The sequence below is a fragment of the Citrobacter rodentium NBRC 105723 = DSM 16636 genome (genome assembly GCF_021278985.1).
In the GTDB taxonomy this organism is placed as follows: domain Bacteria; phylum Pseudomonadota; class Gammaproteobacteria; order Enterobacterales; family Enterobacteriaceae; genus Citrobacter_A; species Citrobacter_A rodentium.
In genome coordinates, this window is sequence record NZ_CP082833.1 from 3,412,932 (window position 1) to 3,426,720 (window position 13,789).

The 13,789-nt window shown below is 48.5% G+C and carries 10 protein-coding genes and 2 pseudogenes; 3 read left to right on the forward strand and 9 right to left on the reverse strand.

All coding sequences use genetic code 11. The annotated features are described in order from the left end of the window. Positions 1–73: 73 nt before the first annotated feature. Positions 74–1,003 carry a fatty acid desaturase gene (locus K7R23_RS16040; protein ID WP_012906290.1) on the reverse strand — a complete coding sequence of 310 codons (930 nt, stop codon included), beginning with the start codon at positions 1,001–1,003 and terminating at the stop codon, positions 74–76. Between the two features lie 273 nt (positions 1,004–1,276). Here K7R23_RS16040 and K7R23_RS16045 point away from each other — a divergent pair, with 273 nt between their 5' ends. Continuing rightward, positions 1,277–4,093, forward strand: a complete 2,817-nt coding sequence (locus K7R23_RS16045) for an autotransporter outer membrane beta-barrel domain-containing protein (RefSeq protein WP_012906289.1) — start codon at positions 1,277–1,279, stop codon at positions 4,091–4,093. 421 nt (positions 4,094–4,514) lie between these two features. Here K7R23_RS16045 and K7R23_RS16050 read toward each other — a convergent pair whose 3' ends face one another. The 8 genes and pseudogenes from K7R23_RS16050 to K7R23_RS16085 form a co-directional block, all read right to left on the reverse strand. Then, complete coding sequence (locus tag K7R23_RS16050; protein WP_231851609.1) at positions 4,515–4,979, reverse strand: hypothetical protein; 465 nt, start codon at positions 4,977–4,979, stop codon at positions 4,515–4,517. A 92-nt stretch (positions 4,980–5,071) separates the two neighbouring features. Next, on the reverse strand, positions 5,072–5,965 hold the full coding sequence (locus K7R23_RS16055; RefSeq protein WP_012906287.1) for a DUF4747 family protein: 894 nt from the start codon (positions 5,963–5,965) through the stop codon (positions 5,072–5,074). Between the two features lie 300 nt (positions 5,966–6,265). Next, positions 6,266–6,675: pseudogene (locus tag K7R23_RS16060) on the reverse strand (integrase domain-containing protein); the annotation flags it as partial. Positions 6,676–6,679: 4 nt separating this feature from the next. Continuing rightward, positions 6,680–6,894, reverse strand: a pseudogene (locus K7R23_RS16065) (Arm DNA-binding domain-containing protein); the annotation flags it as partial. Between the two features lie 499 nt (positions 6,895–7,393). Next, positions 7,394–7,918 (reverse strand): hypothetical protein, encoded by a 525-nt coding sequence (locus tag K7R23_RS16070; RefSeq protein ID WP_197534110.1) that lies wholly within the window; start codon positions 7,916–7,918, stop codon positions 7,394–7,396. Between the two features lie 19 nt (positions 7,919–7,937). Then, on the reverse strand, positions 7,938–9,137 hold the full coding sequence (locus K7R23_RS25795) for a hypothetical protein (protein WP_012906284.1): 1,200 nt from the start codon (positions 9,135–9,137) through the stop codon (positions 7,938–7,940). A gap of 27 nt (positions 9,138–9,164) precedes the next feature. Next, the gene (locus tag K7R23_RS16080) at positions 9,165–9,521 is read right to left on the reverse strand and encodes a DUF4150 domain-containing protein (protein WP_012906283.1); all 357 of its coding nucleotides are present in this window, start codon (positions 9,519–9,521) and stop codon (positions 9,165–9,167) included. A gap of 205 nt (positions 9,522–9,726) precedes the next feature. Continuing rightward, entirely contained in the window at positions 9,727–10,650 is a 924-nt protein-coding gene (locus K7R23_RS16085) for a DUF2169 family type VI secretion system accessory protein (protein ID WP_232796079.1), read from the reverse strand. Between the two features lie 704 nt (positions 10,651–11,354). Here K7R23_RS16085 and K7R23_RS16090 point away from each other — a divergent pair. Then, complete coding sequence (locus K7R23_RS16090) at positions 11,355–11,585, forward strand: hypothetical protein (RefSeq protein ID WP_042623206.1); 231 nt, start codon at positions 11,355–11,357, stop codon at positions 11,583–11,585. Between the two features lie 971 nt (positions 11,586–12,556). Beyond that, positions 12,557–13,444 carry an integrase domain-containing protein gene (locus tag K7R23_RS16095; RefSeq protein ID WP_012906278.1) on the forward strand — a complete coding sequence of 296 codons (888 nt, stop codon included), beginning with the start codon at positions 12,557–12,559 and terminating at the stop codon, positions 13,442–13,444. Positions 13,445–13,789 lie beyond the last annotated feature (345 nt).

Sequence of the window (13,789 nt, forward strand, 5' to 3'; positions counted from 1 at the left end):
GACCATGTCCACTGTCATGACGTCAGCGGACAGGAAATGCCCTTTCGCCAGCAGGAGCGAAAGGGCGATTTCATCATTTTCTGGCGGCTTCTGCCGGAAACACAAATGCCATGTCAGCAGGCGCGCCCATAGGCGGCGCCGGGCGTACGCCATGACGCCAGAGGCTAAAATAGATGCGCCAGAACGTGGGTCTGGCCTGATCGTCAATCAGCGAAGGGAGTTTGTACCAGGGCGCGGCGGGGTGCTGATGATGCGCCAGGTGACAGTAATAGTTGAGCGCCAGCCAGCGTGAAATGGGCAGGACCTTCAGATTCCACGCGCCATTTTTGATATCCCGGCGCGTCCAGGCATGATTGACATACTGTAGCGCTGACCAGTGCAGACCAAAGGCCCACAGGCAGGCGATATAGCTCAGGATATGTAAATCCAGCAGCCAGAAGAGAAGCGCCTGATAGCCAAAGGCCAGCGCCAGTTCACACCATACAGCCAGCGGCGGCAGTTTGATCAGTTCCGGGATTTGCGAGCCAAAGCCTAGAGCAGGACCTATTTTTTTTACAAATACATCAGAGCGGTAAAACCACCACGCGACCAGCCATATTGCATTGCCCAGCACCACGCAGAAATAATACAGACCGAGTAAATTCCCCCCGTACAGCCAGACGTTACGCAGCCATTTGGGCTGATGGGTAAGGTAGTAATCGTATAGTTCGCCGTCGGTGCGGTTATTGTCGTGATGATTAAGATGGGCGCGGCGCTGTAATAAAAATGACGTCGGAAACGCCCAGCCGGCCACAACGCCAATAAGTCGATTCCCCCAGTCATGGCGGGACGCTACCCCGTGTACCGCTTCATGCATAATCGCAAAGGGCATATTGTTGATCAGGGCGTAAAACCAGATAGCGATTACCCCCCAATACCACTCTGCATGGCTGGCGACCCACAGGGAGCACGCCGCGAGGGACAGGGAGAAAATCAGAAGAAATGTATTAACGGTAAGTCGCATGATTCATCCATAAATTTAGCGCACAAAGGTACAAATTATAATGGAAATCAATATTAATAAAGGGGGAATAAATAGCGCTTTAATCCGAAAATTGCCTCAATACGCTTGCTTATCCGATAGAGCATTTCGGATCAACATCTCATTTATGCCGTTCCTGACATTCATTCGCGACACGTTAAGCATTTCTTAAGACGGGTGAAATGTAATTCAACCTATTCCGGAGCTTTTAGCTGTCAGGCTCTTTGTATAAGGACAATCACATTAAGGAACGGTATGAATAAAAAAATTCTTTCCTGCGTTATTTCGCTTTCTCTGGGAGCGACATCTGTCAGTAGTCAGGCTGCAAGTTGCCCGGATAATCTGCAAAAACTCACTGCCGCCGAACGGGAAAAGCTTCCGGCAAACTGTGCTGAAAATCATGAGAGCAGTTCGCTGTGGTGGTGGGTTGGCGGCGGCGCAGCGCTCGCGGCGACCGGAATAGCCATTGCCGCAGGCGGCGGTGGCGGAGGCGATAATGATAACGATGATAATGACTTCGACGACTACGATGATTACGTAGAGTATTACGTACGCAACGGCGCCTGGCCTGCGGGTACGCCGCAATCGGTTATTGACCGCTGGAATAGCCATAATAACGGCAACAATAATAACGGCGGCAATTCCGGACAGGGCAATAACGGTGATAATCCTGGCGTAACCAGCGATAGCTTCAGCGCCCATTTAAATAGCAGCGGAACCAATGTCTCTTCTTTTACCTTTAACCAGCCAGGCGGCACCCTGAATATTGATACCAGCAGTTCGGTTAGCGGCAATAACCAATATACTGCCAGGGCCAGCGGCCAGGGATTGCATATCTCGCAGCTGACCGGCGCCACCACCACCGCGCAAAATGACGCAACCGCCCTGTTTGTCAGCGGTCGCCAGGCCACCGTGAATATCGCCGGAAATCTGGTAGCCAACGGCAATGACGCAACTGTGCTGGAGCTTAATGGCGCTGACAGCAGCGTTACGCTGGCAGCATCCAGTAAAACTACCGCCACTAATGGCGCGCATGCGATGGATATCGAAGGCGCTAACGCCAGCGTATCCGTGCTTGGCGCACTTACCGTGTCCGGCTGGGACAGCACAGGCATCGCCATCGACGGTCAGAAGGCGCAGCTCACCATCGGCAATACCGCCACGGTGGATGTCTCCTCTCTGAACGGTACCTGGCGCGACGACGACGTTATCGCCAGCGCCTTTGATATTGACGGCAACTACCTTCAGGTCACGCAGAACAGTAATAACTTCGTGGTTGGCGCCAACGCTACCGGCATTGATGCCGAAGCCAGCCTGGGCGGCAGCGTAAGGCAGAACGGCACCATGACCATCAGCGGTAGCGGCGCGACCGGAATACGCATTGAAAGTGAAAGCGCCAGCGGCAGCCTGACCGCCACCAACAGCGGTAAGCTTAACGTTTCCGGCGGCGGCGCTGGTATGAGCGCCAGCGGCTATGGCGCATCGCTGGTGAATACCGGGGAGATCGTAGTGAATAACAGCGGTAGCGCGCTCAGCGCCGCCCGCGGCGCCACTGCCATTAACAAAGGCACCATTACCCTGCGCGCTGACAACGGTATTGCAAGCGGAACGCTCACCGCCATGCGGGGTATGGGCAACAGCACCCTGATTAACGACAGCGAGGGCATCATTCACGTTAATGCCAGCGGAGCCGCACCGTTTACCACGGCAAACTCCAGCGACACTATCGTCAACCGGGGAAAAATTTACGTTAACGGCAGCGACGCGACTCAACAGTATGCGCTGAATAATTACATCATCGGTACGCAAAGCGCCGGCCAGGCGGGGACTCTGTTCGCTCAGAATCTGAGTCTGGAAACGGTGCAGGTCGATACCGCTTTCACCACGCAGACCAGCGACACGACGGTGCGCTTTGATGATGTTATTGTTGGCGACAACCTGAACGGGGCGGAGAAGATTCAGTCCACCAGCGTCGTCTGGTCAGCACAGGGCGTTGAAAATGCGCAGGGCAATATTGACGTCGTGATGAACAAAAAACGTTACGACACCCTGGTGAGCGATGCCTCCCTGAAGCAGGCTGCCCGGGCGCTGGAGTCAGGTTATCAGGCCAGCGCGCTTTACAGCAGTCTTAACCAGGCATCCGTCAGCGCTCTGAATCATGCTATTTCACAGATCTCCGGTCGCGACATCGGGATGGCCCTGAAGCAGGCCAGAATGTTGAGCAGTCGCTTTGACCGCATGGCGGACAACACGCTGAAATCACCAGACGGGCTGGGTTTCAACGTGGTAGAACGCAGCAATCCTCAGGCGGAACTGGGGGAAAAAGGCCGTTATGACATGGTCGCCGTGACGCAGGATTTCACTTACGGCAGCCATCAGTTTACCCTGCGTTACGGACTGGCGCGGATCGACGGCAGTGACAGCAACAGTTCCGATGGTATTACCGGTGGCTATAGTCAGTTCCTGGGCCTGCATCACCAGCGGCCCGTAGGCGACTGGCAGTGGAAAAACCAGCTTGATGCAACAATTCATCAGCTCGATACCACGCGCAACATTCGCTACGACGGCGTTAGCCGACAGGCTGATGCCTCCAGTGAACAGCAGGAGCTGCGTTTCGCCTCGACGCTGGGTAAAACGCTCTCTCTGAGCGAGGGGTTAACCATTGAGCCGTATGCCGGTTTCAATCTGCGTTTACACCATGCCGACGCCTTGCGGGAGCGCCGGGCCGGTGAGTGGAACTTACGTCTTGATGCCCGTGAAAAAACTGCCGTCGACGCGATAGCCGGTGTTCATCTTGCCTGGTTTAACGACAACGGCCTGATGGTCAATGCGACGCTGGAAGGCGGTCCTGTCCTGCACTATCGGGAGCGGAACGGTTATGCCCGCCTGTCCAGTCAGCTTGGCGTACGTTTTAAAAACGCCAGCCAGCAGGGCAGTAAAATTTCCAGCAGCGCCCAGGTTGGGATGCACTGGATACATAATAACAGCGCGCTGGGGCTGAACGCCTACCACTGGCAGGAAGATAATCAGCAGGACAAAGGATTGTTGTTGAAATTTAATTATCAGTTCTGATGGCGCGCCCATTGCTGCGATTTCTGCAGGGCCGCAGCAATAATGGTGTATTACCGGTTGGTCAGGGTAAAAGGCGTTATCAGAAGGCTGGATGCTGTGGATATTCGTGTCGAAAAGCGTTACGCGTTGGTCACGCTGTTATCATCTGAATAAATATAAATCAGAACAACAGCGTTGTTGGCTGGATAGGGAAATTATTGTATTGAATGTAAATGAATTTTATTTCTAAGGTTAAAACGGAGTCTTCAATAAGGCTTCGTTATTATTGTTATCTTGAAATGTCCTTTCTGTTATATTTTAAGATGTTGTTTTAGATGTAATAAAATATTTAGTCGGTTCTATATCGTTGCAAATACTACGAGTTTTATAGAGTAGTAACAATCAATAAGCTGGTCAGTTAGTCAAGTATTATGGAATGAAGTTAGTTTCTCTTTTTACTTTTTCTTATATGTCCAGAGTACTGATCATACCACTTTGACACTCTAAATATTGCAAATACCGCAGCTAATGCAGAAAAAATAGCATATACGAAGATAAAATACCCAAGCCCACTGACTGCTTTAAGACAGATGATATAGATTAAGCTATACTGTTTAAGCAAAAAAAACTCGCCAAGTAAAACAACACAATAAGATTTAGCTATTAAACCAATTAATATAGATAATATTTGAAGAAAAATGAAATGTACAAATGCGGCATTGACTTCCATAAAAGGTGATGTTTTATTCTCTTCAGAGCCAGAAATTAATTCTCTAAAATTATCATCACCTATTGCAATCCACATTGCAAACCCACCTAGAGAAAATCCTAAAAGGTTTGGCATTAGGGATAAAATATCATTCCACCATCCTACATGTGACCATGTAGGATAAAGAATGATAGTCATAACAACAGACATTCGGAAATAGCAGCTTTTACAGAGGGCTCGCCACCCTCCATACATATGCCAGTAATCCTTCAATATACTGTTTTTTAACATTATTCCCTCAGTTTACTTATAAATTCTTTTGTAAGAGCGTAAGCTTCCTGTAGCAAGAGTGCAATAGGTAGTGTCACAACTGGATCATAACTCGCACTACGTTGTAACGGTTTATCTATAGTAGACAATCTTTCTACGTGGCCACTCTCATTTTTTCGTTTAATTTCAACCTGACCATTTCGTGCCGCAATCAGAGCATCACGCTTTAGTTTTTTATCAGGTTTAATTTGCCCATCTCTTTCAGCTTTATATGTTTTATCTTCTTCGATAACACCAATAGCTTTAAATCGCTCTTGAAATTCATGTTCAGCACTAACCAAATCATCTGGATTAGGTCTGCGCGTTACCATAGATAACAGCGTAATACCTTTAAGCGATAACATTCGTTCTACAGCATCAGGTTCTGTTAAACTCGTAACATTTACAACCCCATATTTTTCTTTAATCTTTTCATTAGAAAAAAGAGTGTTTAAAAACTTCTCCATTTGGCGAGGGGAAATATTCTTTTGTGCGTGCTGATTTTCGTAAACCAGCAAGTGAACATTGGGGAGGAATATAAATGAAAACCGAGAAACATTTGGTTTCATATCATCAGGAATGACAATTTGCTCTTTTTCTTCATCTGTAGCCAACTCTTTACGGCTAATACTATACCATTCGCCGTTCTTATTGATATCAGTATATTTTACTACTTCTCCTTCATAGGGCTCTGTTATAAGTTGTTCTCTATGCATTGGGTTGAAATGCTGTAATACCGCAAACTGATCGCCGTGGACGTTCACGTTTAAAAAAAGCTTTCTTGCATCTCTAAATAATTCAACATATTTTTGAGGACTATGGGGATGGATTGTGATATTAATAGCACCATATGAAAGTTTTTTTGCTCTAGCCATCTTAACATTCCCTTCACTAAGAAAAATAAAAATTACTATCCTGGAATCCTAATATCTATAAATGCCACTATAAGAAAATTTTTCTCTTACTTCATTAGACCTGAGTGTTAAATTGTTACCAATAAGATAATCCATACCGAATAGAATACCCATTATGGATTACTTTTTCTCCCACATACACCTTTGCACAAACACAGCGCAAACTGATTTAAATATAATCTGATGCTCCAATATCGATGCTAGGTAGTGAAGCATGTTGTGTGTATATAAAAGCACATTTGTTGAACATGTTAATAATCCTTAACATTCTGATTGTAAGGATATTATCGCTTTTTTGAACAAAAAAGCAACAGTGATTTGCCCATACAACTGCGCCACATACCCGTCACGCTCATCACCATACCCAGGGTTCATCGCCACCAGTGCCGGAGGCTCTTTTCTATGAACCCCTGCGCCAGATAGGGACGAATAGCATCCTGCTTCCATGCATAGCGCAGTGAATGCAAGGAGTATGCACATGTCAGATCAATAAGCGCCGCTTGGTTATGCTAATAGTCCATCGCACTTTATCAGATCTGGCTTGTCGATAAGATGGTAATTACGACTTTCTGCTATAGCCAACGCATTATTCAGCGCTTTTTTGAATGCACCTGTATCCAGAATTATCGTTTTGCAGGGCCGTCCATATTGGGGCCGAATACCACGGTTAGCGTGTAGCTGACGCGCCTTAAACAGAGAAACGTCCGGCCAGGGGCCAAAGGCTAGCTTTTTCTCTTTGCCACAGATGCGGTACTTCATGTACCAGAGCTTTGAGTCATTGGGTTTGATCAGCAGGTAGAGTCCTGAACTATCTGCAGCTTGAAGGATTTCCCGGTGGGTTTGATCTTGCGGATAGCGGTATCGGTTAATGCCCCTGGTGGGGGCTCCATTTTCTCATCGAACCGTGAAGCCCCCGATTAGGCCCCCGAAAACTATGGATATCAAAAAACCCGGTAATCCTTCTCAGGAGAACCGGGTAAAGATAATTTCTTTTTTTGACAGTTTCCGGACTCGCAAGGATGTCCCGAAACTAAAATCTGGCTCCTCTGACTGGGATCGCCTTAGCCATTAACTGGCTGAAGATTAAGCTAAATTCAGAAATCTACTCTTGTCAAGACCGCCAGAATGACCACCATTTATTACTTATGATATAGCGGCTAAAAACAATATCGCTTTCTGTCGCTCCTGCGACAGGGTGGGTTAGTGATTTTTAACCGGAGAGGCAGTGACGCCTTCCAGATGATGCGCAGGATTGTTTTCGATGAATCCCTGCTGCCATAGCGTAATGCATGATACTACAAAGCTGCTGCTGGGGGTACGGTACGGGGATATGGTGAGTTGCCTCCCAAAATTCGTCAGTAAAGCATTGAAAAAATTCATCTCTAATCTTCACTTCTTTTTTATATATTCATCAATTTCATTTTTATTTGCAGGAAATATCTTTCCATATATTTCTGTAGATTCATCTCCATTAATATCTTCAGTCCACCCACATCCGGCACATTCCAAAAGTATTTTTTCCGGTTTATCTTTAGATACAATCTTTATATAGCGCAATTCATCATTTGGGGTGATCGGGCAATCTTTACCAGAATACACTGTAACCATATCCCATAGAGTATCACGAATTGACATTGCGAATGTATCAATATCTTCATATGTGCTTTTACTTAATCGTTTCTGTTCCATCGTTAAAGATAACCCCGGATTTGGAACTAGATAATCTTCAATATTGATGGAGATTAATACATCTAACCCCCATTTTTCCAAGATTGATTTAGTGAAAAATTTATTATTTTTTATTATAAATCTCACATAAGCTTGATAATACCGCTCATAACTTTCCAAATTATCCGCGCATTTGGAAATTTCATGGAACTCTTTGATCAAATTTCTGTCTAGTATGTTTTTCATCACTTCCATCCTCACAAATTCACGGCTTAGGAATTGGGTATGTAGTAATCAAGTTACCAGCTTTATCTGTATATATTTCAATCCAACTGGTTGGATTGCCACCATGTTTTAATGCTGTATTCCCAATCACCTCCCCAGTATTAACAACTCTTTTGAATTGTCCACCAGGTATTTCCACAACTGGTGTTTTTACAACACTGGGAGACTGTAAAATCTGTTTCAATCTATCTGGTGAAACAGAGAAAATAGAACGACTATTCGCTAAAGGTCTATTAAAGTGTCCTTCGAGAACATGATCAAACCCAGCAGAAACAGGTTCACCAGTTTTTCTAGTTGGAGTAAATCTAGTTTGCCCATTTGCTATATTGATTCTTGATTGAACAACACCTCGTGCCCTAACTTTTCCACCCGATTTTACAACCCGTTTCCCGGTTTTCAGTATTCCTTTTCCCCAACCCGCCGGCGTGACCATAGAGGCCATTGTCGCAATAAGATCGCCGCCTTCCTGCGCCTTATTGCTCATCTCAAGCCGGTAGTTGTTAAAATTGACCTCGCCAGCATGCTCCCTGATATCCTGCGCCAGCCCGGTCATCTTTTCCGCCTGTTGAGACTGGTCGAATAATCTCATCAATGCCGCACTTTGTTCCATTTCTCCTGCGGTCTGGTATGTATTTCCCTGAGCCAGCATTGTGCCCATATCGGGCACCATATTCCACAACCCTTTAGCCGCACCCTTAACCCCCTCTACCGGGTGCGTCAGCGCTTCGCCAATGTTCTCTCCCTGCTCTGAAAACCACTCACCCGCCTTATCCCAGAAACTTTTTTCCTCATCTGTCTCCGGTGTCACCGCCGGATTAGCATTTCGTGCACTCACACTGCCTGCTGGTGGCTGGCCGACGATTTTCCCCAACGTGTTACCCGTTTTCGACGGTGTATAGCTGTAGCTGCTGCCGACAGCGCCGTCACTCAATGCCGACAGTGCCAGCTGTGGGTGCTGTTCCCGGATGGCATTATACTCGTCCTCCGTTAGTCCCATGCTGAACGGTGCTGCACCATCTGTGTAGTCCACCGTCAGCCACACATCAAACGCCGTCTCGCCTTCCACCTGCGCATACTCCCCCGAGACAGTGATATTCTTAATCACGCTGATATCCGGGTTCAGGCTGCCCCCTACTGGTGCGGGTGCCGTTACATTAATAATATCGCCTTCATCACTCATATTTTCATCCCTGTGATGTTCAGTGCTCTACCGGCCGTTCATCCAGAAATCATCGCCATGCCGCAGAACTGGATGTTTTCCCGCTCTTACGGATTTGCTGTGCGCTTTGGGATAACACTTTCCACCCACCGTGCCGCTTTTCAACCCCGTTCCCGTACCGGGCTGGTCCCCTTCCGTCGTCGGCACCAGACTTTGGTTATAAACCACGACGGGATGACCATTAGCACGCACCGAGGAGATCTCTTTTTCACTCTCCTGCAGAAAAGCAACAACCGGATAAGGCACCGGTACGAATACCGGACCTAACGGGGTCTTACAGACATCCGGCAGTGTGCTTATCACCAGCCAGCCGCTTTGTTTCCTTGCAAGGTAGTCGTCCGCCATTATTTATCCTTTAACCAGTGATGTTACGGGAGGGGAAGGCATTTGTGAGGTAACTGCTCCGGCGCGGTTTCATATCTGGCTTCCACCGCCCTGACGGGCAATGCCGCATTCAGCATAATCCGCCAGATCTTTGTCACCCGCTGCGTGTCCGTGTTTAAAATCAGCGTGTCCGGCTTCATTTTCTGCGGGATCAACCGGCCATCCATTACAGCCCGCTCAGGATGAACCGGCAGCCGGGCGGCAGAGCCGCTATTTGCTGGTCCTCCGGTGCAGCATTCCAGTAGCTGAATTCAAAATCCTGGGGTAAATAAGGGTGGCGCTGTGTCAGCCATGAATGGTCATAAGTCCCTGCGCGGGCTAAACGCGGCTGCCAGCTCCGGCCAGTGATGCCCAGCCCCGCAGGCCGATAGACGTCAGCCGGGACATTTGAATGGCCGTTAACCAGTGCCTGAAAAGCTTCAGCGGTGAAAGGGTTGTCCGGTTGTTCTATCCTCGGGGCCGGAAAAGAATCAGCCTGCGTTGCCGTTAAATACCACGGCGTGATGTAACCACGCCCGATGGGATTAGCCGGGTAAACGCTGTGAGCCAGTGGCGGATTATTCCTGTCAGGGTGAACGCTCCGGGCTTCCTGAGACAACAGACAGTACTCAGGCACGGCATCATTGCCTTTATCCTGCCCGTTAATCCGGCACTCACCGCCGAAAGCATAAATCCAGACAACCGGTAGCGAGGTGAACGGTTGCGGCAACGTCAGCTCCCACGTTTTTTTATCTGTCCGGCGAAATGCCCGTTCACCCGTCACCACTAATTTTTTATTCATCAGCGGTTGGTTTTCCGGTGACAGTAATGTGACTGAAACCGGTAATGAATCGACAGGCTGGTTACCAAGTGCATGGGCAGTTCCGTTGATAATGATGTCGCAACGCGGCTTAAAGGGCGACATATCGCTTTCCTGAATTACCATCGAATGATGCATGTCATGACGATATTCATCCTGAAAACATAGAAGTGCCATGTCTGCTTCATCATCAATGAGTTCGGCCCAAAAACGGGCGGTTCCGTTTTCGGTCAGTCGGTACGTGGTTTTCATGACCACCACAAAGTTTTCTCGGTCGTCTTTATCCCGCATGACGTAATATAATGCCGGAAACGGCGTCAGATTTCTGAATTCCATAGCCTGTTGCCCTTAGTTAAGATCAATATCTTTCCCGGTAATCTGTACCGGACCACTAGCTTCCAGTCTGAATTCAACCCCGTTTAGCGTGACCTTTCCCTCTTTATCCAGACGAAGTACGCTCCTTCCGCACTTCAGTTCAATAACGTCTCCGGCCTGAAGTGTTAATACCCTGCCAACGTCCATAAAACTGGTATGTGTTGATCTCGCTGCATGTTATCCTGAATTTTATTTGGTTAGCTCGTAATTGATAGTGTTGACAGCTTTAAAATCAGCATAATAACCAGATAATTACAGTAGCATATGATCCGCTATTTTTGTCTCATACCAGTCAACAGGGCTGTTATGCTTGATTGCGGTTAAGGCAGAGCAGCAATCACATACACTCTTATTAATCCATGACATCCTGTATAGGCATCGGGTAACGCGATTGATGTGCCTCTTAAACACCAGGTCAACATGTACCAGTCCCTTTTATCACTCGTTCTGTATAACTGCAGTGTCTGAGCTGATTTTAAACATCATTCAACCAGAAGGCCTGCTCCTGTAATGACAAAGCGGAGTTAACGATTATTTCACTGCAAAACCTGCTATTGCTATCGCGGACGAAAATATGGAGTCCGTATTACGTGCCGGCCGTCGAATACAGCAGAGCACTCATGCCAAGCGAAAAGCCGCAGCAGGATCTGTTTCAGACAGTTTTCCATTTTTATCCCGTTGAATTTGTACGTCTCGATCAGGTTGTATATCATGGCTCTTCTGTCTCTACCATGATCGCTGCCGAAGAAAAGCCAGTTCTCTTTTCCCAGACAGACGAACCTGAAGGCTCGTTTGGTAGCGTTATTATCTGTCTCAGCCACCTTAATACAACGCCAGCAGGCGGGGTTTAATTTGTCTTCGTCTTACCCCGCGTCGCTTTGTTTCCGCCAGACCACGTATCACTTTTTCTATCGCGCACAAGTTCACCTGTACGCGACAGCGCCTCTGCTGTATAAAGTGTATCGGATTCCCATTGATGGCATGCCTGATTTATAGCATGGATAATCACAGAAGATCTGGAGAAGGCAAACGAAGCGTTCTGACGCATAGCTGAGATTCACAGAAAACCTTTTTGACGCAAAAAAAGTTATTCCTTTCCGCGCCAGCGATACTGGCATAGTTTCTCCCTTGCCCTGTGCTGTCGTTGACAGCGCTCAACGCTTCACAACCTGAAAGAAGCGCCTGCTATCAGGATGGTTGAGCCGTTTACCGGTACAAGCCTCTGCAAACACCGGGTTGCAGATTATCGCAACGAAGGCCCGGTTTTTACAACTGCGTAAGAGCAGGCCCCCATTTGCACCACGCCGGAATTATCCTGGACAGCTTCTACTGGCTGACCCCGTCAGCGCCTTTTGCTTCACAGACTGCGGCCTGCATTGCTGTCAGGCTTTGCTGCCGCGTGACTGTAAAACTGCACCAGTTTGCGATTTTAAAAATACTGCACCAGACCCGTGCGTCACTTTAACCGCGCAAAGCGGGAAAGTGACGCACGAAGCCCTTTCAATCTGCACCAGAAAACTCAACTGCATCAGCTCACTGCTGGATTCTGACACTGCCTTTTCAGGCCATTTTACCCATAAGGAGAACATGAACCGATACCGAGGCGGATCTGGACGATCCGGGGGATAACCCGCACAAGCGGGCGGCTGCTCAGAGAGCACAACCGAAGCCCCATCACACCTCAACGACTGCCGCCCCGGCGCTCAGGTATCGTTCGCAGCCCCGACAAAAAAACAGGGGCTATTGGCCTGTGCGCCGGGGAGAGCTGTATCAGTGTTGGGTTTTTGGGATGAGTTTGTGGCAATCATGAAAAGGGGAAAATATGGGAGTTCTGGAGCAGGAAATGAAGCGGCTGGCGCAGCAGGCAGGCGGCAGCCATAAGACCGTTCACGACCGCATTAAGCTGGCGCAGCGGTTTTGTGAGCGCCTGGTACTGGCGCAGAATGTACAAATTCGGCGGGTGGAGCAGCTTAAGGCGCGGCATATTGAAGGCTATGTCCGTGAACGACTGGCGCAGGGCATCACGAAGCGTTCCCTGCAAAACGAGATGGCGGCGGTGCGTTGCATTATGAAACAGGCCGGGCGTGACAGGCTGGCGCAGAGTGAGCGGCTGAATAACCGCTCGCTGGGATTGTCCGGCGCATCCCGCAATGGTACGAAGCAGGCTATCACGCCGGAGCACTATCGTGATGTGCTGGAGACGGCCCGCGCAAAAGATCCGGGGATGGCGGCAGCGCTGGCACTGTCAAGATTGCTGGGGCTGCGTTCGCAGGAGGCGGTGCAAAGTGAGCAGTCGCTGAAAACGTGGCGGCAGGCACTGGAACGTGGTGATACCCGTTTAACCGTGGTGTTTGGCACTAAAGGAGGTCGCCCGCGTGAAACCGTTATTCTTGATGCTGGCGCTGTCAAAAAAGCGCTGGATAATGCGCTGGCAGTGGCAGAAGATCGCCACGGCAGGCTGATCGATAAACCAGACCTGAAAAGCGCGATGAAATACTGGCACAGTCAGGCGTCACGTCTCGGGTTAACTGGCGCATATTCTCCGCACTCGTTGCGCTATGCGTGGGCGCAGGATGCCATTCGTCATTATCTGACGCAGGGATTCAGCGAGAAAGAGGCGCTGGCGATGACGGCGATGGATTTAGGCCACGGCGACGGGCGCGGTCGGTATGTGGCGCAGGTTTACGGGCGAAGGGATGATGCTGATTGATAGCTTCAGACTTGCAATATGATGTTATTCATCGATTTTCACCCAAAATTATTTGGGGGCAAATATTTTTGGGTGGTTTCCTATTAATCTCGGGTTATTCATCGGTTTTCGTGCAAAAAATTTCTACGTAGAAATTTTTTGTACAATTTCCTCTCAATAACGATGCTTCTGAACGATATGGCCTATTAACATGTATCTGGTGCAGCATTACGGTATTTTTGTTGATGATTGCGCCAGCAAAAGGGAAAAGGCCAGATAAAGGTAAAGGGCGACTAAGGGTAACAGCGCCAGACCGGAAAAGGCCAAAGGGCTGAAAGGGCCTTAACACTGGCGCAGTTCGATATT